The sequence below is a fragment of the Specibacter sp. BI4 genome (genome assembly GCF_056680095.1).
This window is the reverse complement of sequence record NZ_CM155265.1, coordinates 2,435,276-2,453,142: the sequence shown is the minus strand read 5'-3', so window position 1 is coordinate 2,453,142 and position 17,867 is coordinate 2,435,276. Positions and strand designations below refer to the sequence as shown.

General features: G+C 63.6%; 17 protein-coding genes and 2 tRNA genes. 6 read left to right on the top strand and 13 right to left on the bottom strand.

Annotation, left to right across the window (positions count from 1 at the left end; genetic code table 11):
• Positions 1-13: 13 nt before the first annotated feature.
• The 11 genes from AC1L6K_RS11295 to AC1L6K_RS11245 form a co-directional block, all read right to left on the bottom strand.
• Positions 14-640, bottom strand: a complete 627-nt coding sequence (locus tag AC1L6K_RS11295; RefSeq protein ID WP_480948979.1) for a mycothiol-dependent nitroreductase Rv2466c family protein — start codon at positions 638-640, stop codon at positions 14-16.
• A 132-nt stretch (positions 641-772) separates the two neighbouring features.
• Complete coding sequence (gene clpX, locus AC1L6K_RS11290; RefSeq protein WP_480948978.1) at positions 773-2,059, bottom strand: ATP-dependent Clp protease ATP-binding subunit ClpX; 1,287 nt, start codon at positions 2,057-2,059, stop codon at positions 773-775.
• A gap of 187 nt (positions 2,060-2,246) precedes the next feature.
• Positions 2,247-2,921 carry an ATP-dependent Clp protease proteolytic subunit gene (locus AC1L6K_RS11285; RefSeq protein WP_480948977.1) on the bottom strand — a complete coding sequence of 225 codons (675 nt, stop codon included), beginning with the start codon at positions 2,919-2,921 and terminating at the stop codon, positions 2,247-2,249.
• Between the two features lie 32 nt (positions 2,922-2,953).
• Positions 2,954-3,574 (bottom strand): ATP-dependent Clp protease proteolytic subunit, encoded by a 621-nt coding sequence (locus tag AC1L6K_RS11280; RefSeq protein WP_480948976.1) that lies wholly within the window; start codon positions 3,572-3,574, stop codon positions 2,954-2,956.
• A gap of 298 nt (positions 3,575-3,872) precedes the next feature.
• Complete coding sequence (gene tig / locus AC1L6K_RS11275) at positions 3,873-5,243, bottom strand: trigger factor (protein WP_480948975.1); 1,371 nt, start codon at positions 5,241-5,243, stop codon at positions 3,873-3,875.
• A 90-nt stretch (positions 5,244-5,333) separates the two neighbouring features.
• A tRNA-Pro gene (locus tag AC1L6K_RS11270) sits at positions 5,334-5,406 on the bottom strand.
• A gap of 452 nt (positions 5,407-5,858) precedes the next feature.
• Positions 5,859-5,932: transfer RNA gene (locus AC1L6K_RS11265), tRNA-Gly, on the bottom strand.
• Between the two features lie 189 nt (positions 5,933-6,121).
• A complete protein-coding gene (locus AC1L6K_RS11260) occupies positions 6,122-7,147 on the bottom strand; it encodes an Fpg/Nei family DNA glycosylase (protein ID WP_480948974.1) in 1,026 nt (341 codons plus the stop codon).
• 56 nt (positions 7,148-7,203) lie between these two features.
• Positions 7,204-7,677, bottom strand: a complete 474-nt coding sequence (locus AC1L6K_RS11255; RefSeq protein WP_480948973.1) for a ribose-5-phosphate isomerase — start codon at positions 7,675-7,677, stop codon at positions 7,204-7,206.
• Positions 7,678-7,754: 77 nt separating this feature from the next.
• Positions 7,755-8,750 carry a hypothetical protein gene (locus tag AC1L6K_RS11250; RefSeq protein WP_480948972.1) on the bottom strand — a complete coding sequence of 332 codons (996 nt, stop codon included), beginning with the start codon at positions 8,748-8,750 and terminating at the stop codon, positions 7,755-7,757.
• Between the two features lie 4 nt (positions 8,751-8,754).
• Positions 8,755-9,780, bottom strand: a complete 1,026-nt coding sequence (locus tag AC1L6K_RS11245) for a hypothetical protein (RefSeq protein ID WP_480948971.1) — start codon at positions 9,778-9,780, stop codon at positions 8,755-8,757.
• 260 nt (positions 9,781-10,040) lie between these two features.
• Between AC1L6K_RS11245 and pepN the strand changes: the two genes are divergently transcribed.
• From pepN to AC1L6K_RS11220, 5 genes are all read left to right on the top strand, one after another.
• Entirely contained in the window at positions 10,041-12,620 is a 2,580-nt protein-coding gene (gene pepN / locus AC1L6K_RS11240; protein ID WP_480948970.1) for an aminopeptidase N, read from the top strand.
• A 75-nt stretch (positions 12,621-12,695) separates the two neighbouring features.
• Complete coding sequence (locus AC1L6K_RS11235; RefSeq protein ID WP_480948969.1) at positions 12,696-13,532, top strand: SGNH/GDSL hydrolase family protein; 837 nt, start codon at positions 12,696-12,698, stop codon at positions 13,530-13,532.
• Positions 13,523-14,005 carry an OsmC family protein gene (locus AC1L6K_RS11230; protein ID WP_480948968.1) on the top strand — a complete coding sequence of 161 codons (483 nt, stop codon included), beginning with the start codon at positions 13,523-13,525 and terminating at the stop codon, positions 14,003-14,005. The genes AC1L6K_RS11235 and AC1L6K_RS11230 overlap by 10 nt, the downstream gene beginning before the upstream one ends.
• A gap of 59 nt (positions 14,006-14,064) precedes the next feature.
• Positions 14,065-14,820, top strand: coding sequence for a mechanosensitive ion channel family protein (locus AC1L6K_RS11225; protein WP_480948967.1), 756 nt, complete (start codon positions 14,065-14,067; stop codon positions 14,818-14,820).
• A 124-nt stretch (positions 14,821-14,944) separates the two neighbouring features.
• Complete coding sequence (locus AC1L6K_RS11220) at positions 14,945-15,451, top strand: globin (protein WP_480952743.1); 507 nt, start codon at positions 14,945-14,947, stop codon at positions 15,449-15,451.
• A gap of 213 nt (positions 15,452-15,664) precedes the next feature.
• On the opposite strand, the gene AC1L6K_RS11215 is transcribed toward AC1L6K_RS11220, so the two are convergent.
• Positions 15,665-16,333, bottom strand: a complete 669-nt coding sequence (locus AC1L6K_RS11215) for a DUF8185 domain-containing protein (RefSeq protein WP_480948966.1) — start codon at positions 16,331-16,333, stop codon at positions 15,665-15,667.
• Entirely contained in the window at positions 16,333-16,824 is a 492-nt protein-coding gene (locus AC1L6K_RS11210) for an acyl-CoA thioesterase (RefSeq protein ID WP_480948965.1), read from the bottom strand. The genes AC1L6K_RS11215 and AC1L6K_RS11210 overlap by 1 nt, the downstream gene beginning before the upstream one ends.
• 125 nt (positions 16,825-16,949) lie before the next feature.
• Between AC1L6K_RS11210 and AC1L6K_RS11205 the strand changes: the two genes are divergently transcribed.
• The gene (locus tag AC1L6K_RS11205) at positions 16,950-17,855 is read left to right on the top strand and encodes an acyl-CoA thioesterase (RefSeq protein WP_480948964.1); all 906 of its coding nucleotides are present in this window, start codon (positions 16,950-16,952) and stop codon (positions 17,853-17,855) included.
• Positions 17,856-17,867: the final 12 nt, after the last annotated feature.

The window sequence follows — 17,867 nt, the reverse complement described above, 5'->3', positions numbered from 1 at the left end:
TGGGCAGCGAATGCTAGCCGAACTGCGGGTCCTCGGTCCTGCTGCGCTTGATTTCAAAGAAGTAGGGGAAGCTGGCCAGTGTGACGGTTGCATCCCACAATTTGCCGGCTTCCTCCCCGCGCGGAATGCGGGTGATCACGGGGCCGAAGAAGGCAGTCCCGTTGAAGGCGACGATGGGGGTGCCGACGTCCTGGCCCACCCGGTTGATGCCCTCTGCGTGGCTGGCACGCAGGGCCACGTCGTTGGCATCGGAGGTGGCTGCGGCGGCCAGCTCGGCGGGCAGGCCTACCTCGGCCAGCGACTTGGCGATGACGTCGGCCAGGTTCTTGTTGCCGTTGTCGTGGATTTGCGTGCCCATGGCGTCGTACAAGGGCTTGATGACTTCTTCGCCGTGCTTCTGGGCTGCGGCAATGATGACGCGAACGGGTCCCCAGGCCTTGGCCACGTGTTCCTTGTAGGCATCGGAAATGCCTTCCTTGTGCTCATTGAGCACCGACAGGCTCATGACGTGCCAGTTCACGGTGATGTTGCGCACCTGCTCCACTTCACCGATCCAACGCGAGGTGACCCAGGCGAAGGGACAGGTCGGGTCAAACCAAAAATCGGCCGTTTCGGCAGTGGCTACAACATTTTCAGACACGTCAAATCTCCTTGCTAAGACTCGGATTCAGAGCTTCGTCGGGGACAAAGCCCACTACTTAGTGCAACCGCACCGGACAAAAATGTATTCCGCAGGCAGAGTCGGCACCACTGTCGGGGCCAACAGCGCGGATTATGCGGACTTGTTCCGCCGCTTGGCCACAACCTCGTGCGGGATCAACGTCGGCTCGGCCTTCTTCCCGACCACGGCTGCCGTGATCACCACCGTGGCAATGTCTTCGCGGCTGGGCAGGTCGAACATGACTGGCTGGAGCACTTCTTCAAGGATGGCGCGCAGACCCCTCGCACCGGTGCCCCGTTCCAGGGCCAAGTCGGCAATGGCGTCCAGGGCCTCGTCGTCAAACTCAAGCTCGACGCCGTCGAGCGTGAACATCTTTTGGTACTGCTTGACCAGGGCGTTCTTGGGCTTCGTCAGGATCTGGATCAAGGATGACCTGTCCAGCTGGGTGACGGTGGTGATGACAGGCAGCCTGCCAATGAACTCCGGGATCAGGCCGAACTTCAGCAGGTCCTCGGGCATGACGTCGGCGTAGCTGGCCTCCGTCTGCTTCAGGGCGCTGAGCGGGGCACCAAAGCCAATGCCCTTCTTGCCCGCCCGCGAACCGATGATCTCCTCCAGTCCGGCAAAGGCGCCGGCAACGATGAACAGCACATTGGTGGTGTCGATCTGGATGAATTCCTGGTGCGGGTGCTTGCGGCCGCCCTGCGGCGGCACCGACGCGACGGTCCCCTCAAGAATTTTCAGCAGCGCCTGCTGCACACCCTCGCCGGAGACATCCCGGGTAATGGAAGGGTTCTCAGACTTGCGCGAAATTTTATCGATCTCGTCGATGTAGATGATGCCCTGTTCGGCCTTTTTGACGTCGAAGTCTGCAGCCTGGATGAGCTTGAGCAGAATGTTTTCCACGTCTTCACCCACGTAGCCGGCCTCGGTGAGGGCAGTGGCGTCGGCTACGGCGAACGGCACGTTCAAGCGGCGGGCCAAGGTTTGTGCCAAATACGTTTTTCCGCACCCGGTGGGTCCGACCAGCAGGATGTTGGACTTGGCGATTTCCACCTCGTCGTGCACGCCGCCGGAAATGGTGGCACTCTTGACGGCGTGGCCGGACTGGATGCGCTTGTAGTGGTTGTAGACGGCCACTGCCAGTGAGCGTTTGGCCGGTTCCTGGCCAATGACGTATTCCTGCAGGAAGTCGAAGATCTCCCGCGGCTTGGGCAGCTCAAATGCGTCGAGGTCGGCCACTTCGGCCAGTTCCTCGTCAATGATCTCGTTGCAGAGTTCAATGCACTCGTCACAGATGTACACGCCGGGGCCGGCAATCAGCTTCCGGACCTGCTTCTGGCTTTTGCCGCAGAAGGAACACTTCAGCAGATCTGTGCTTTCGCCCATCCTGGCCATTGTTGTGTCCTTCCGCGAACCACCCACCGGCGGCGGTGAGATATCTAAAACATTCAAACACGGCTGTTGCCGGGAACGTCGTGCAAATTACTTTCCACTCTAGGCCACGCCATGGACATTCAGTGGAATGCAAACGCCGGAACAAGGGTTTTCCTTCTCCCCTGTCCCGGCATCTGCCCTGCAGCCTTTAGCGTGTGATCGCTGCCGGCTTCATCTTGCGCGGTGCGAGCACTTCGTCAATCAGGCCGTATTCCTTGGCCTGGGCTGCCGTGAGGATGTTGTCACGCTCGATGTCGTTGCTGACCTGCGCTGGTGTGCGGCCGGAGAGATCCGAGAGCGTGTTCTCGAGCCATTCACGCATGCGCATGACCTCGTTGGCCTGGATCTCAAGGTCGGACGCCTGGCCGCCCTGGCCGCCGGACAGTGCCGGCTGGTGGATCAGCACGCGGGCGTTCGGCAGGGCCAGGCGCTTGCCGGGGGCACCGGCTGCAAGCAGCACGGCAGCTGCGGAGGCAGCCTGGCCCAGGCAGACAGTCTGGATTTCCGGACGGATGAACTGCATGGTGTCGTAGATGGCCGTCATGGCCGTGAACGATCCGCCGGGCGAGTTGATGTACAAGGTGATATCGCGGTCGGTGTCATCGGCTTCCAGCACGAGCAGCTGGGCCATGACGTCGTCGGCCGAGGCGTCGTCAACCTGGACGCCGAGGAAGATGATCCGGTCCTCGAAGAGCTTCGTGTACGGGTCCTGGCGCTTGAAACCGTAGGGGGTGCGCTCCTCGAACTGCGGGAGCACGTAGCGGCTGGTGGGCAGGTTGCCGGCAGTGTTGCCAAAAGCTGTGCTGCCAAAGTTGTAAGTCATGGTGTTACTCCTGAAATCTGTTCTTCGGCTGGTTATTTGGCGTTTGTTCCGCCGCCACCGGCAGCGGATCCTGCGTGGCGTGTGATCTTGTCAAAGAAGCCGTATTCAAGTGCTTCCTCGGCCGTGAACCACTTGTCACGGTCGTTGTCGACGAGGATCTTTTCGACAGTCTGGCCGGTCTGCTCGGCCGTCAGCTCGGCCATGACCTTCTTCATGTGCAGGATCAGTTCGGCCTGGATCTTGATGTCCGACGCCGTTCCGCCAATGCCGCCTGAAGGCTGGTGCATGAGGATGCGTGCGTTGGGAGTCGCGTAGCGCTTGCCCTTGGTGCCTGAGGAGAGCAGGAACTGCCCCATCGAGGCGGCCAGCCCTGTGGCAATCGTGACGACGTCGTTCGGGATGAACTCCATCGTGTCGTAAATGGCCATGCCGGCCGTCACCGATCCACCGGGTGAGTTGATGTAAAGGTAGATGTCCTTTTCGGGGTCCTCGGCCGAGAGCAGCAGCAGCTGCGAGCAGATGAGGTTGGCGTTGTCGTCGCGTACCTCCGAGCCGAGCCAGATGATGCGTTCCTTGAGCAGGCGGTTGTAAATGTACTGGTCCTGGGCTGACGGGTCCGCGCTGGCCATCGTGGGGGTGGTTTGCTGTGCCATGGTGGGTTTACCTCTCCTTCGTGCGGTCCGCCGGGCGTGCCCAACGGGACCATCACTAATGTTCACTACTTGGACAGTAGCCCTTTTTGGCCGTGCGTTGGCGTCCATCAGTACACTGTTCGCTGTAGGCGCACGATCACCGAAGATGCGCCGCATGCAGGAATAAAACAGGCCCCGCAGTGCAACCGGAACACGCCAGGAAACGTTCGCCCCGCAGCTTAAAAAACCGTTGCCGGCCCCTTCGAAAAGGAACCGGCAACGGCTTGCTAAAACTTATGTACCCTGCAAAGGGAAGCAGTTAGATGCGGACTTCGCCCGGATCGGTCACTGCTGTGGGCTCGATGACCTCGTCCTCGGAAGCAATTTCTTCTTCTTCGGAAGCAACTGAAACGAAGTCCGTCAGGTCCACTGCTGCACCCTCGGAGTCCTTGACGGTCGCCTTGCCCAGAACAACGGCGAGTGCCTTGCGGCGGCGGACTTCGCCAACGATCATGTTGACCTGGCCCGAGGAGTCGAGCATCTGAGCGAACTGGTTCGGTTCCATGCCGTACTGGCTGGCGGAGGACACGATGTAGTCGATCAGTTCAGCCTGGCTGACGCCGATCTCTTCCTTCTCAGCGATCGCGTCGAGGATGATCTCGTTGCGGAACGCCTTCTCGGTGTTTTCCTTGACCTCGGCGCGGTGCTCTTCGGTGTCGTGCTCTTCGGCGCCGTGGGAGTTCTCGGCCTTGAAGTGCTGCTCGAGCTGGTCGGCAACGACGGAATCCGGAACGGGCACCTCGATGAGCTCGATGAGCTTCTCGAGAACCTTGTCGCGGGCTTCAACACCCTGCTCGACAGTCTTGGATTCGGCGGCCTGCTTGGCCAGGTCTTCCTTCAGTTCGGCGATGGTGTCGAACTCGGAAGCCAGCTGTGCGAAGTCGTCGTTTGCCTCGGGCAGTTCACGGACCTTCACGGAGGTGACCTTGACGGTGACCTGTGCTTCTTCACCGGCGTGCTCGCCGCCGGCGAGCTTGGTGTTGAAGATGGCCTCTTCGCCGGCGGACAGGCCGGTTGCAGCCTCGTCCAGGCCGTCAAGCATGTTGCCGGCACCGATCTGGTAGGACAGGTCGGCAGCCGAGTCAACCTCGACGTCGTCGATCTTGGCATTGATGTTGATGGTGAGGAAGTCGCCCTCGGCAGCGGGGCGGTCCTCGGCCTTGAGCGTGCCGAAGCGGCCGCGGAGTTCATCCAGGGCGGTCTCGGTGTCTTCGGCAGAAGCCTCAACAGCTGCAACCTCAACCTCGATGCCCTCATAGTCAGGCAGTTCGATTTCGGGGCGAATGTCCAGTTCAACGTGGAACTTCACGATGCCATCGGTCGCAGTCGGGTCGGGAACCTCGGTGATTTCAACCTCGGGACGGCTCAACGGGGTGAGCTTGTTCTCGACAACGGCTTCCTGGTACCAGCCATTGAGGCCGGAGTTGATGGCCGTTTCCAGGACATAGCCGCGGCCAACGCGCTGATCGATCAGCTTGTTGGGGACCTTGCCCTTGCGGAAACCAGGCACCTGCACCTGGGTACCAATCGTCTTATAAGCCTCAGTGATGCTGGGCTTCAATTCCTCAAAGGAAACCTCGACATCGAGCTTTACCCGAGTGGGTGTGAGGTTTTCGACAGCGCTCTTCACAGCGTGGTACTCCCTGATGGTCTGTTGATGGATAAATGGCCCCAGCACATGGGCAGTCACTGACCAAACGTGAACCGAATAATGCTGAAGTCGGGGCGACAGGACTCGAACCTGCGGTCTCCTGCTCCCAAAGCAGGCGCGCTAGCCACTACGCTACGCCCCGTAGTGCCCGCAACAGTCTACGGGCAAACGTTCCCAGATGCACAATCGGCCCATCCGGCCTGCCGTCCCGCGACTGCCCGCCGCTCTGATGCCCGGCGGTTGCCCCGCGTCTGCCCGCGCATTTATGCACGACGGCGACCGCGCCCTGGACTGGACCGCCAACTTTCGCCGTGTCCCGGCACGCGGCGCCGGGCAGGCGTATTGGTGGCCGAGCAGCCGGTGCTCTTACGCGGCTACTTATGGAAACGGGGGCTGCAACGGTCATTCGCGACGGCAAAGGACACAATGGAGTGCTCAGGGGGCAGCTGTGGTCATTCGCCCGTGGCCCACCGGGCTCGAATGACCACAACGGCCCCTGAGCCGGATTGACGCACCGCCTTGGCCACTAACCCGTAACCCGCTACACCGGTTAAATAAATAATCCCCGGCCAGTCGACCGGGGATTGCATTTCTTGGAGGGGGCGACGGGAATCGAACCCGCGTCATCAGTTTGGAAAACTGAGGCTTTACCATTAAGCTACGCCCCCAAAAATTGTTGCCATTGGGAGTAAACAATTCGCCTTGCGGCTGAACAACTCCGTAACCCTATCAACGACTTTGACACTCTCGCAAATCGCCCCGCCCCAAGCTCGGGAAATGCCACGATTTGACGTAAATACCGCCGATTGCACCATCGCATTTGAGTCCAACGCGGTGGCATTTGCTGTGCTCCGGTTTCAGGCGCCTTGGCAGGACGGGCACCAATACAATTTCCGGCCACCCACCTCCTTCATGGCGATTTCACTGCCGCAGTGCCGGCACGGCAGCCCTTCGCGCTTGTACACGTAGTGGGAATCTTCCACCGGGACCCGCTTGTTGGAGCGTTGGCCGGCCTCTGCGGTTGCCAGGCCGTGGCCCACCTCAGCACCCGCGCCCGTCGGCCTGTCGGCCAGCTCGGTGGTGATGATGCGGCCGTCGCGGACGCCATCGGCCATGATGCGGGCCACGTCGTCCCACAGCGCCCGTGCTTCTTCCCCTTGCAAGCTCCGCCCGGGCAGCATGGGGTCAAGACCAAGTCGGAACAAGGTCTCCGCGCGGTACACATTGCCCACACCCGCGAGCACGTCTTGTTTCATCAACTGCAGAGCAATTGATGTGGTGCTTTTGCAGATCCGGCGCACGAATTCTTCCGCGTCACCGGGGAAATTGTTCAGTGGATCCGGACCCAGCTTCCTGCGGGCGGCGACAGCTTCTGCGGGGGTGATCGCCTCACAGGCGGTGGGACCACGCAAGTCCGCCCAGCCATGGTCGGAGACCAGTCGCACGCGGACGGCACCCCTGGGTTCGGGCGGGCCGTCATAGTCCCCGCATCCTTCCACGGCCCCGCCGCTGCCGGCGACGGAGCCCCCGGAGACGCCGCTGCCAGTGGCCCTGACCCCGGCGGAATCGGCGCCTCCGTCCGCACCAACTTCCTGTTCACCGATCCGCCGCGGCGCTCCAATGCTGGAGGCGCCGGTGAAGGTGGAGTCGCCGCCAAAGTCCCATGCTCCATAGAGCCCCAGGTGCACACGCATCACCAGGTCGTGCGAAAAGGACAGGAACATTTGCTTGCCATGGGCTTCGGCACGCTCCAGGGTGTGCCCGTCAAGCAACGCCGCACCGGCCGCAAACTTGCCCTGCGGGCTGGAAACAGCCAGCCGGGCCCCGCCGAAGACGTCCTGAAACTGGCGCGCCAGGCGGTGGACCGAATGTCCTTCAGGCATTGAATCCACCGCCCGCCAAGCGCAGCATGCCTCTGGACTCGTCTCTTAGCACGTAGTTAGTCGACGACTTCGCCGGTCGTCTCGTACGTGGCGATCTTGCCGATGCGGCGCACATGTCGTTCGGCGTCGCTAAAGGGCTCGGCCAGGAACGCCGCAATGATTTCAGTGGCTTCCTCGACACTGTGCTGGCGCCCGCCCACGGCGACCACGTTGGCGTCGTTGTGCTCGCGGGCGAGTTTCGCGGTGGACAGGTTCCATGCCAGTGCCGCGCGCACGCCTTTGACCTTGTTCGCCGCGATCTGCTCGCCATTGCCGGAGCCGCCCAGCACAATGCCCAACGCGTCAACGCCTGCGGCCTGGTCGGCAACCACTGCCAGCGCCGCGTTGATGCAGAAGGAGGGGTAGTCGTCCTCGGCGTCGTAGGCCTGGGGTCCGTGGTCGACCATTTCGTAGCCCTTGGCGGCCAGGGCCGTGATGAGGTGGGCGCTGAGCTCCATGCCGGCGTGGTCGGTTGCGATGTGAACGCGCATGAGGGTTCCTTCGTTTCGAGGTGATGGGTGCAGATTCAAGCCTACCCAAGCCGGCGGCCCGATTCTGCCCGGAAGAACTAACGCTGCTCCGGCGATTTCCCGGCCCGGCGGTTGAGGATCTCGGACAGTTCGTCGGCAATGTCAAGGTTTGGGGCACCGATAACAACCTTCCCGCCGTCGTTTTGCCGAAGGACGACGGCGGCGCCGGAGTTTGTCAGGAACGTTGCGGAGCCGCTGTGCCTGCGCAGGCCCCAGCCGCCGTAGTCTTTCGCCACAATGGTAAGGGACACCGCGGCATCGACCCCTTCGCAGGGTGCCGCGAGTGCCGGAATGAAGCCGAGCAGCTTGACCGTGAGCTGGCGGCGGTCAACCTGGACAGTGGCGCACAGCAGCGCAATCGCCAGCAGCGCGGCAAGGACCAGCGCGAGCAGGATCCAGGGGGACAACAACGCCAGGAGCGCTCCCGGCAGGACGGCTGCCAGCAGGATCATGATGATGACCGAGCCGCGCGGGTGGAGGAAATACGCGAGCTTGTCGCTGGCGGCTGCGGGGTCCGCTGCGGCGTCGAGCATCGCCGCCAGGGCTTGGTCGTCGGAGGGAGTCCACTGTTCGTCGGGCCTGAAGGTCAGTGCCAGGACAACGCCCATGGCCATCGCCAGGCCGCTGCCCATCAGCATGACGTAGCCGTCAATCCGCACGGCAGGCAGCCCGCCTCCCCCGGTCTGGCCCAAAAGGGCTGCCGCAAAGAGTGTGCAGGCAATCAGCTGCAGCGCCATGGCCACACCGAGCAGTGTTTTGCGCAACATGCGGGGCAGCCTGGTTTGGGCGCCAAAGCTGCCGATGCCCGCCCCCAGAAGCAAAATGCTTGCACCACCCACGGCCAGGAAGGTCGCCAGTGGCACAGGGTTCCCGCCGAGCGGGAGCACCACACCGCCTGGCAGTTGCGGAGCAACCAGCAGCCCGCCCACAACCAGCCCGGCGGCGAGCAGCACGGGGAAAATCAGGGCAAAACGCAGCGCCCGGGCGTCAAGGTGCCGTTCGCCGGCTGTGTCGTGGCTTCCGTCGGGTGCCATGGTGTTAGTTTTGCACCTTCCCGGCGTGGACGTAAGCGTTGACCAGGGCCGCCGCCTCGCCCGCAGTATCCACGTCCGGCATGGACACGACGAATTTCTGGTGGAATCCTGCCTCGATGACAAGGGCCGGGCCGCTGGCCATGATGAAAGCGACGGACCCGCCGTTCATCCTGTATCCCCAGCCGCCGTAGTCCATGGCCTTGATGTCTTCCACCGAGGCGCCCCGGACTTCCTTCCATTCCAGCGGCATGAGCCTGCAGAATCCGCCGGCCAGCACCTTGTGCCCCTCCGGGCCGATGACCACCGTGCCGCTGCAGAACACCCAGGTGGCAGCAGCAACCACAAGCCCCAGCAGGGCCAGCGCGGGAAAGATGAAATAGGTGCTGACGGCCGCAATGCCGCCAAGGCCCAGGCTCAGAACCGCTGCCCATCCACCCATGGAGACCTTGATCCGCAGGGTTTCACCGTTGCCCGCCTTGGCCCGTGCGGCAGCTGCCATTGGGGAGTCGCCGGCCGTGGCTGTTTCATTGACGGCCAGTGATTCTGCGCTTTGCGTCCTGTCCGCTTCGGCCGGCGTGTAGAACCACAAGCCGGCAAATCCCGCTACGAACGCAAGTGCGACGCCGACTGCCATGACGGGGCCGGAGAGCTCCGCCTGTGACGTGTCCACGAGATCAATTTGGCCGGCAACCATGGCCACCGACAGGGCAACCATGCCGACACCAAACGCCAGCCCGAAGCCCACGCCGATCCGTGCCAGCAGCAGAGCCTGGGAGCGGAACAGCAAACCCATCGGTGCAATCAAGGCGCCCAGGGCGCCCATCGCCACAGCCATCCAGGCTGCGCCGGCCACGGTAATCCAATCGTCCACTTCGTTCTTCGAGTTCCAGTGCGAGGCCAATTCAGCAGGCAGCCTGCCCTCCACGGAAAGGATCCACGCGGCTGCCACAACCCCCATCAGCAGGGGACCCGCGATCAACCCAACCAGCCACCTCTTGTTGTAGGCCTTCTCCGCCTCAGCACTTCGCACTTGCTCCCCCACCAAAAAATCCCGTCATCAGTCCTGTACAAGTTCGTCCCACCTAACACTGCCCCACCGCACGGGCGCCGACAACTTCGCCACCCGACGCTTCGCAGGCACCCGGCGAGACCCGGGACACACCCTCGAGGAATTGGTGACAGAATCATTTCAACGGTTGCCGGACAATGCTCCGGCGGCTGCAGCCGCGGAAAATCCTGCAGGCTGCCGAATACATCCGAACTCGAACGGAAGGCATCACCTTGCCTGGTATGAACCTCACCCGCGCCGAAGCCATTGAGCGCACAGCCACCCTTTCTGTCACCAGCTACGACGTCACGCTTGACCTGACCACCTCCGAGACCACCTTCGCCACCACCACCACGGTGGCCTTCAGCGCGAAGGAGGGTTCGTCGTCGTTCATTGACGCCGTGACCGACACGGTGCACCAGGTGACGCTGAACGGTGTCGAGCTGGACCCGGCGGTGGTGTCCGACGGCGTGCGCATCCAGCTGCCGGCTCTCGCCGCCGAGAACGTGCTCACGGTGCGCGCCGACGCCTTGTTCATGAACACCGGCGAGGGTCTGCACCGTTTCGTGGACCCCGCGGACGGCGAGGTGTATCTGTACAGCCAGTTTGAGGTGCCTGACAGCCGCCGCATGTTCGCCGTGTTTGAACAGCCGGACCAGAAGGCCGAGTTCACCTTCCACATCACCGCCCCGTCGCACTGGGACGTCATCTCCAACTCCCCCACCCCGGTGCCCGAGGCCGCCGGCGAGGCAAACGGTGTCGGCAAGTCGGTGTGGCATTTTGCCCCGACGCTGATTATGTCCAGCTACATCACAGCATTGATCGCCGGCCCGTACGCGTGTGTGCGCGGCGAGCTGACCAGCTCCAACGGCCGGATTGTGCCGCTGGGCGTGTTTGCGCGGAAGTCGCTCATGGAATTCCTCGACGCCGAGAACATTTTTGAGCTGACCCGCCAGGGCTTTGAATTCTTTGAAAAACAGTTCGGCGTCCCGTACCCGTTCCCCAAGTACGACCAGCTGTTCGTGCCCGAATTCAACGCCGGGGCCATGGAAAATGCCGGTGCCGTGACGTTCCTGGAAAGCTACGTGTTTCGTTCGAAGGTCACCGACGCCATGGTTGAGCGCCGTGCCATCACCATCCTGCACGAGCTCGCGCACATGTGGTTTGGCGACCTGGTGACCATGCGCTGGTGGAACGACCTGTGGCTCAATGAGTCCTTCGCCGAATTCATGTCCACGTTGGCTGCGGCGGAGAATACGAAGTACGTGGATTCCTGGACCACGTTCTCCTCACTGGAAAAGAGTTGGGCGTACCGCCAGGACCAGCTCCCCTCCACGCACCCGATCAAGGCCGAGATCAACGACCTTGAGGACGTGCTGGTCAACTTTGACGGCATCACCTACGCCAAGGGCGCCTCCGTGCTGCGCCAGCTGGTGGCCTGGGTGGGCCAGGAGGAGTTCATGGCCGGCGTGCGCGCCTACTTCGGCAAGCATGCATGGGGCAACACCGAACTGCCCGACCTCATGGTCGAGCTGGAGGCCGCCAGCGGCCGCGACCTGTCCGTATGGACGCAGAAGTGGCTGGAGACTGCCGGCGTGAACACGTTCAAGCCCGCCATTGAAACCACCGACGACGGCGTGATCACCTCGTTCTCGATCCTCCAGTCCGCCGTGGCCGACCACCCGACCCTGCGCCCGCACCGTGCTGCCATTGGTTTCTACGACCTCGCCGACTCCGGTTCCGGTTCCGGTTCCGGGGAGGATGCCGGCAAGCTGGTGCGCACCCACCGCGTCGAGCTCGACGTTGACGGCGCCGTCACCGAGGTGCCCGAGCTCGTGGGCATGGCGCGCCCTGCCCTGATCCTGCTCAACGACGACGACCTTGCGTACGCCAAGATCCGCCTCGATCCGCAATCCCTGGCGACGGCCAAGGCGCACTTGAAGGACTTCAAGGAATCCCTTCCCCGCACACTGGTGTCCGCCTCCGCCTGGGATGCCACCCGCGACGGCGAAACGCCGGCCCGCGAATACGTTGACTTCGTGTTGTCCACCATTGGCCACGAGAGCGACTCCACAGTCATCATGGTGCTGCTGCGCCAGCTGACCACGGCGCTGCACTTCTACGTGGCTCCCGAACGCCAAAAGGCCGCGGCCGTTGCCGCCGCCGATTCCCTGTGGGCCCTGGCGCAGGCCGCCGAGGCCGGCTCCGATGCACAGCTGCAATTCGTGAAGGCCTTCGCCGGATACGCCCAGTCGGCGGAGCAGCTGGACCTGGTCCAGTCGCTGCTTGACGGGGACGTGGAACTGGATGCGCTGACCCTGGACACCGACATGCGCTGGGACTTCCTGATCTCACTGGCTGCCGGCGGCCGGGCCGATGCGGCCATCATTGATGCCGCGCTGGTGCTGGACAACACCCAAACCGGACAGCTTGCGGCAGCCACCGCGCATGCAGCCATCCCCACAACTGAGGCAAAGGCTGAGGTCTGGGAGTCCGTCGTCGTGCGCGGCGATGGTGCCAACGCCGTCCAGCGCGCAGCCATTTCCGGCTTCACGAAGGTGTGGGACACATCCCTGCTTGAACCGTATGTGGCCAAATACTTTGCGGCCATCCGTGGCGTGTGGGAGGAAAAGTCGTACGAAATCTCCTCCACCATCATCACCGGGCTGTACCCCGCACAACTGGTTTCGCAGGCCACGCTGGACGCAACCGATGCATTCCTGGCCGAGCTGGGGTCCGACGTTCCGGCGCTGCGCCGTCTGCTCGTGGAAAGCCGCGACACCGTGGTGCGGGCGCTGAAGGCACAGGCCGCCGACCAGTAGTGCAGGTGCGGCGCGCCCGGAAAACGAGTGGCAATTACTCTCGACGGCGTGGTGCCGGGCGCGTAACTTCGGGGCATGAGAACTCACCCATTCAGGAAGTTGGCAGCGCGCACAGCCGCAGCGGCCATGGTTGCCGGCGGACTCCTTGCGGGGTTCGCCGGCGTTCCCGCCGTGGCGGCACCGCCGCCCGGGACCTACACTGTGCTCGGGGATTCGTACTCGGCAGGGTCCGGCGGCAGTATGGAAGCGGGCCCGTGCCTGCAAAGCCCCCACGGCTACGGGGACACTTTCGCCGCAGTGAACGGTCTTTCGATGACCAACCTGGGCTGTTACGGCGCCACAATCCCACAAGTTGCCGCCGCCCAGGTGCCGTTTGTCCCCGCCACCACAAGGCTGATCGCGCTGACAGTGGGAGCCAATGACGTGGGCTCCGGCCAGGTGGCCCAGGCCTGCCTGCTGGGAACACCGCAAGTCTGCCAGGGCGCGCTTGCCGCCGCCGAGGGCAAGCTGGTGCAGCTGCCCACCCAGGTGAAGGCCCTTGTGAAGGGCATCCGTTCCGTGGCCCCGCGGGCGCAGGTGGTCTTCCTCGGCTACCCTCACCTGTTTGAACCGCAGAACATGGTCGGCTACCCGGACGCCCAGGTCCAGGCGGCGGTGGCAGTCAATGCCGCCGTTGACCAGCTGAACTCGGTGCTCGCACAAAGCGTGCAGCGCAGCGGCGCAACCTTTGTCCGCGTGGACGGCTACTTCACCGGCCACTCGTTCCCCGCCGTGAACAGCTGGCTTGTCTCACCGTTTGTGTCGCCGCTGCTGGCCTTCCACCCCACAGCGTCCGGCTATGTAAACGGCTACGCTGCCGCGCTGGCCAACGTGAAACTGAGTCCGCCGCTCTATGCTGGAGTATGGCGCTGAATGAACACCACTACGAAATAAGCCTCAATTGGACGGGCAACCGGGGAACCGGCACGTCCGCCTACAAGTCCTACGGCCGCGACCACAGCGTCACGGCCGCCGGTCTGCCCGTGCTGCTCGGCTCTGCCGACAGGACCTTTCACGGTGACCGGGACCGGTGGAACCCGGAGCAACTGCTGCTGACGGCCCTGGCGCAATGCCACATGCTTTCCTACCTGCACGTCGCCGTCATGCATGGTGTGGTCGTCACGAAATATGAGGACACGGCCACCGGGGCCTTGCTCATGAACCCCGACGGCAGCGGCCAGTTTGAGTCCGCCACGCTGCACCCGAAGGTCTTTGTGGCGGACCCGGGCATGGCGGCACTGGCACTGACTTTGCATGCAGAGGCCGCCGCAAAGTGCTTCATTGCCCGCAGCGTCAACTTCCCGGTCAAGCACGAGCCCGGTCTGCTCGCCGCCACGCAGGACTAATCCGTGCATCCTCCGCGTTAGGCTGGATGGAGTGTTCCATTCACCTACAGATTCAAGGTATGCCCAGCGTGCAAGTTATTGAAGGTATTGACAGCCCCGGCGACACCCTCTGGAGCAACCTGCTCCAGGCCGGAGTGGCAGTAGGCATCGGATTGCTCGTCTGGCTGATTTTGCATTACTTGATCCGCGGTGTCGTCAAGCACGCCATGGCTGACCGTGTGCCTCTTTCCGGGCGGTCCATGCGCTGGGCCGGCCCCATGCTCCGCGGCATCGACCCCGTAATCCGTGCGCTCGACCGCGAACGCCGGGTGCAGCGGGCGCGCACCATTGGTTCGCTGCTGAATTCAATTCTGACAGCCGTGGTGGCAGTCGTCACCGCCTTCTATGTCCTGTTGTCCTTCCATGTGGACATTTCGCCGCTGTTGGCCAGCGTCGGTGTGCTGGGCATCGCGATAGGTTTTGGCGCCCAACAGCTGATCCGCGACTTCCTCGCCGGCATCTTCATCACGGTCGAGGACCAATACGGCATCGGTGACGTGATCGAAACCAGTGAGGTCGTGGGCACTGTCGAGTATCTGGGACTGCGCATCACCCGGGTCCTGGCTGAAGACGGCACGCTCTGGTTCCTGCGCAACGGTGAGATCCTGCGCCTGGGCAACCGTTCCAAGGGCAACTACCGGGCTCCCGCCGACGCTGCGGCCGACGTGCCGGCCGGCGGTCCAAGCGCCCCCGGCAGCCCTGCGGCCGGTTCCGCCCCGGCGTCGGCCCCGTCGTTGGGCCCCGCAACAATTGATCCCACCGAATCCGAAGACTAGAAAGCACTGCAACGCCATGACTTCCGAACACAACCCCACGTCCCCCTTCGCCAACGGACCCGCCGAAAACGACGCCGCGGAGGGGATCCCGATTCCGTCGCGCTTTGGGGAACCGCTGGCTCGCATGCTGCCGATCCCGACGACGTTGGGCCGGCCCCTGCCCTCGACCTCCGTGCCGGCGGCCAACGCCGGCCCAAGCCCGGAAGACAGTCCCGTCGCGGCCGAACCGGTGGACTACTCGGATACCTTTTATGGCCAGGTGGGCGGGCACGAGACGTTCAAGAAGATGATCCACGTGTTCTACCAGGGCATCGCCGTCGATCCCCTACTGCGCGCCATGTACGCCGAAGAGGACCTGGGCCCGGCCGAGAACCGGATGCTGATGTTCATCGAGCAGTACTGGGGCGGCCCGCGGACATATCTCGAGGAACGCGGCCACCCGCGCCTGCGCATGCGCCACGTCCCCTTCGCCGTCACCCCGGAGGCGCGGGACCGCTGGCTGGCGGCCATGCGCAAGGGCGTCGACGCCGCGGAGCTCTCCCCCATGCACGAGGCCACCATCTGGGACTACATGGAGCGTGCGGCCGCATCGCTGGTCAACGCCCCGTCGGATCCGGTCCAGGCGCTATAGGCCCGACGCAGAACGGGCTGCCGCCGCTTTTGGCGTCCCTTGTACCGCTTCTAGCGCCCTTTTAGCGCCCCTTGCGCCCGTCCCCGTGCCATTCCCGCGCCGAGTGTACAGTTATTGTCGCTTCGCAGCCCCGTAAGCGGCAATAACTGTACACTCACGGAACCAGAAGAGAACTAGAAGAGAGCCAGAAGGCAGCCGGCATCATTTTCCCCGCTACAGGAACGCCGTCGGCCTGACCAGGATGTGCCCGCGATTCGTGCTGATGCGCAGCCATTTGTGGGAGCGGAAGATTGTGCCCGATTCGCCCGGGGCCACGAAGCCGAGGGCATAGGCGGCAAATGCCGCACCGCCCGGGACTTCGCCTGGCGCATCGGCCATGGGCCTGCCCCACACCGATGCACGGATATTGTTGACGAGCATCGCCCCCGGGTTGACTGGAATGATCTGGCCAATTTCCTGCACACCAGCCTTGGCCACCTCGATCAGCGTGTCGGCCGGCACAGTGCCGAGCTCCTCCCACGCGCCGCGGGGCGCACTGACCCCGGCCCACGACTCATTGACGGTCGTCGGCGGCACCGGCAGGCGGACGTCGTCGGCATCCATGCGGGCCAGGCGGTCGGCCACGGAGGACAGTGAGACTGTCACATCAACGTCCGACGACGCTGCCAGGGCCATGGTGCGCAGGCCCAGAATTGTTGGGGTCCCCTCGCCCAAAAGCTTCCCGCGCATGACACACACATACGCCGCGAGGACGTGACCGGCCCCCTGCAGCCTGATGGCGCCGTCGTCCGCGGTACGGGCCCGGGCAACAAAGGTGCGCAAATCAGCGACGGTTCCGGCGTCGTCCAGGAGGAGGTCTTCGGTGTGGATGGCGGTGGGCATCAGCGGTTTCCTTCGAAAGTGGTTTGGAGGCTGGGTCGGGTCGCGGCTCGTTTGAACGGCACAGGGTCCCCGCGCCAGGCCTCGAGGGCGCTGCGTTGGGAATCTGTCAGCCGGACGGGGCGGCCCGTGGTGCGCGAGACAAGCACCATGGAGGTGGCGGCCTGGGCAAAGATGACGGAGGTGTCCGCCTCGGTCACGGTGTAGCCGAAGTCGAAGCTCGAACCGCCGATGTGGGTGATCCAGATGTTCACAAATATCGGTGTCGGCCGGAAACTGATCGGTGCCAGGTATTCAATTTCATTCCGGCCCACAAGGGTGAACAGTTCCGTGCCGATGAGGTCTTGGAAAGTGCCGCCGCCGGGGAGTTCGGCGTAGGTCAGCTGAACGCGGGCATCTTCGAGATATTGCAGGTACACCACATTGTTGACGTGGTTGTAGGAGTCGATGTCGCCGAAACGGATTTGCTGGGTGATCTGGATGCCGGGTGCCATGCGTTCATCATCTCAAAGCGGCACGGGCGCCACCAATCGAAGTCTGCAACATCACAGGCGGAGGGCATGATCATGCCGGAAACCCCATTTGTCGCCGGGGCACGCCGACGCATAGAGTCACGTCTATGAATGTGACCCCACCCAACTCCGGCCCCATGGAAAAACTCCTGACCATTCTGGAGCTTTCCGATGCCGGCGGGGCCCAAACGGATGAAGACATTTTTGTGGGCCTTGGGGACGCCAGTGCCCCGCAGCCGCGGCTTTTTGGCGGCCAGGTGCTGGCACAGTCGCTGGTTGCCGCTGCACGCACCGTGGGCAGCGAGCACCTGGTCCACTCAATGCACGGATACTTCCTGCGCCCGGGCGACGCCGCCGCACCGCTGACTTTTGGTGTGCAGCGGCTGCGCGACGGCCGATCCTTCTCGGCCCGGCGCACCCATGCCTACCAGGATGGGGTTCCGATCCTGTCCCTGATCGCGTCCTTCCAGCGCCCGGACAGCGGCATTGAGCACCAGGACACCATGCCTGCGGGAATCCCCGCACCTGAAACACTTCCGACGTCGGCCGAGCTGCTGGGCGGCGTCGACCACCCTGTCGCCCAGGCCTGGGCATATGAGCGCCCCTTCGACATCCGCCATGTTGGCGCCAACATCTACTTTGACGTCAAGGGCGAGAAGGTGGCCCACCAGGCCATCTGGCTGAAAACGCTGGGCCCCATGCCCACAGACCAGAACCTGCACCGTGCCGCCCTGGCCTACGCCAGCGACTACACGCTGCTTGAACCGTCTCTGCGCCGGCACGGCATCAGCTGGTCCACGCCGGGGATCAGCGTGGCCAGCCTCGACCACGCCATGTGGTGGCACCGCCCGCTGCAGGTCGACGACTGGCTGCTCTACGTGTCCGAGTCACCGAGTGCCTCCGAGTCCCGCGGGCTGAACCTTGGCCGTTTCTTCAACCGCGACGGCGTGCTTGTCGCCACTGTCGCCCAGGAGGGCATGATGCGCGTGCCCGACGGACTGGGCATCCGCTAGCCGGCTGGACGT

Coding starts and splice junctions, on each gene's coding strand:
- clpX (WP_480948978.1), bottom strand. CDS start 2,059: ATGGCCAGGATGGGCGAAAGCACAGATCTGCTGAAGTGTTCCTTCTGC.
- AC1L6K_RS11285 (WP_480948977.1), bottom strand. CDS start 2,921: ATGACTTACAACTTTGGCAGCACAGCTTTTGGCAACACTGCCGGCAAC.
- AC1L6K_RS11280 (WP_480948976.1), bottom strand. CDS start 3,574: ATGGCACAGCAAACCACCCCCACGATGGCCAGCGCGGACCCGTCAGCC.
- AC1L6K_RS11260 (WP_480948974.1), bottom strand. CDS start 7,147: ATGCCTGAAGGACATTCGGTCCACCGCCTGGCGCGCCAGTTTCAGGAC.
- AC1L6K_RS11255 (WP_480948973.1), bottom strand. CDS start 7,677: ATGCGCGTTCACATCGCAACCGACCACGCCGGCATGGAGCTCAGCGCC.
- AC1L6K_RS11250 (WP_480948972.1), bottom strand. CDS start 8,750: ATGGCACCCGACGGAAGCCACGACACAGCCGGCGAACGGCACCTTGAC.
- pepN (WP_480948970.1), top strand. CDS start 10,041: ATGAACCTCACCCGCGCCGAAGCCATTGAGCGCACAGCCACCCTTTCT.
- AC1L6K_RS11235 (WP_480948969.1), top strand. CDS start 12,696: ATGAGAACTCACCCATTCAGGAAGTTGGCAGCGCGCACAGCCGCAGCG.
- AC1L6K_RS11230 (WP_480948968.1), top strand. CDS start 13,523: ATGGCGCTGAATGAACACCACTACGAAATAAGCCTCAATTGGACGGGC.
- AC1L6K_RS11225 (WP_480948967.1), top strand. CDS start 14,065: ATGCCCAGCGTGCAAGTTATTGAAGGTATTGACAGCCCCGGCGACACC.
- AC1L6K_RS11220 (WP_480952743.1), top strand. CDS start 14,945: ATGCTGCCGATCCCGACGACGTTGGGCCGGCCCCTGCCCTCGACCTCC.
- AC1L6K_RS11215 (WP_480948966.1), bottom strand. CDS start 16,333: ATGCCCACCGCCATCCACACCGAAGACCTCCTCCTGGACGACGCCGGA.
- AC1L6K_RS11210 (WP_480948965.1), bottom strand. CDS start 16,824: ATGGCACCCGGCATCCAGATCACCCAGCAAATCCGTTTCGGCGACATC.
- AC1L6K_RS11205 (WP_480948964.1), top strand. CDS start 16,950: ATGAATGTGACCCCACCCAACTCCGGCCCCATGGAAAAACTCCTGACC.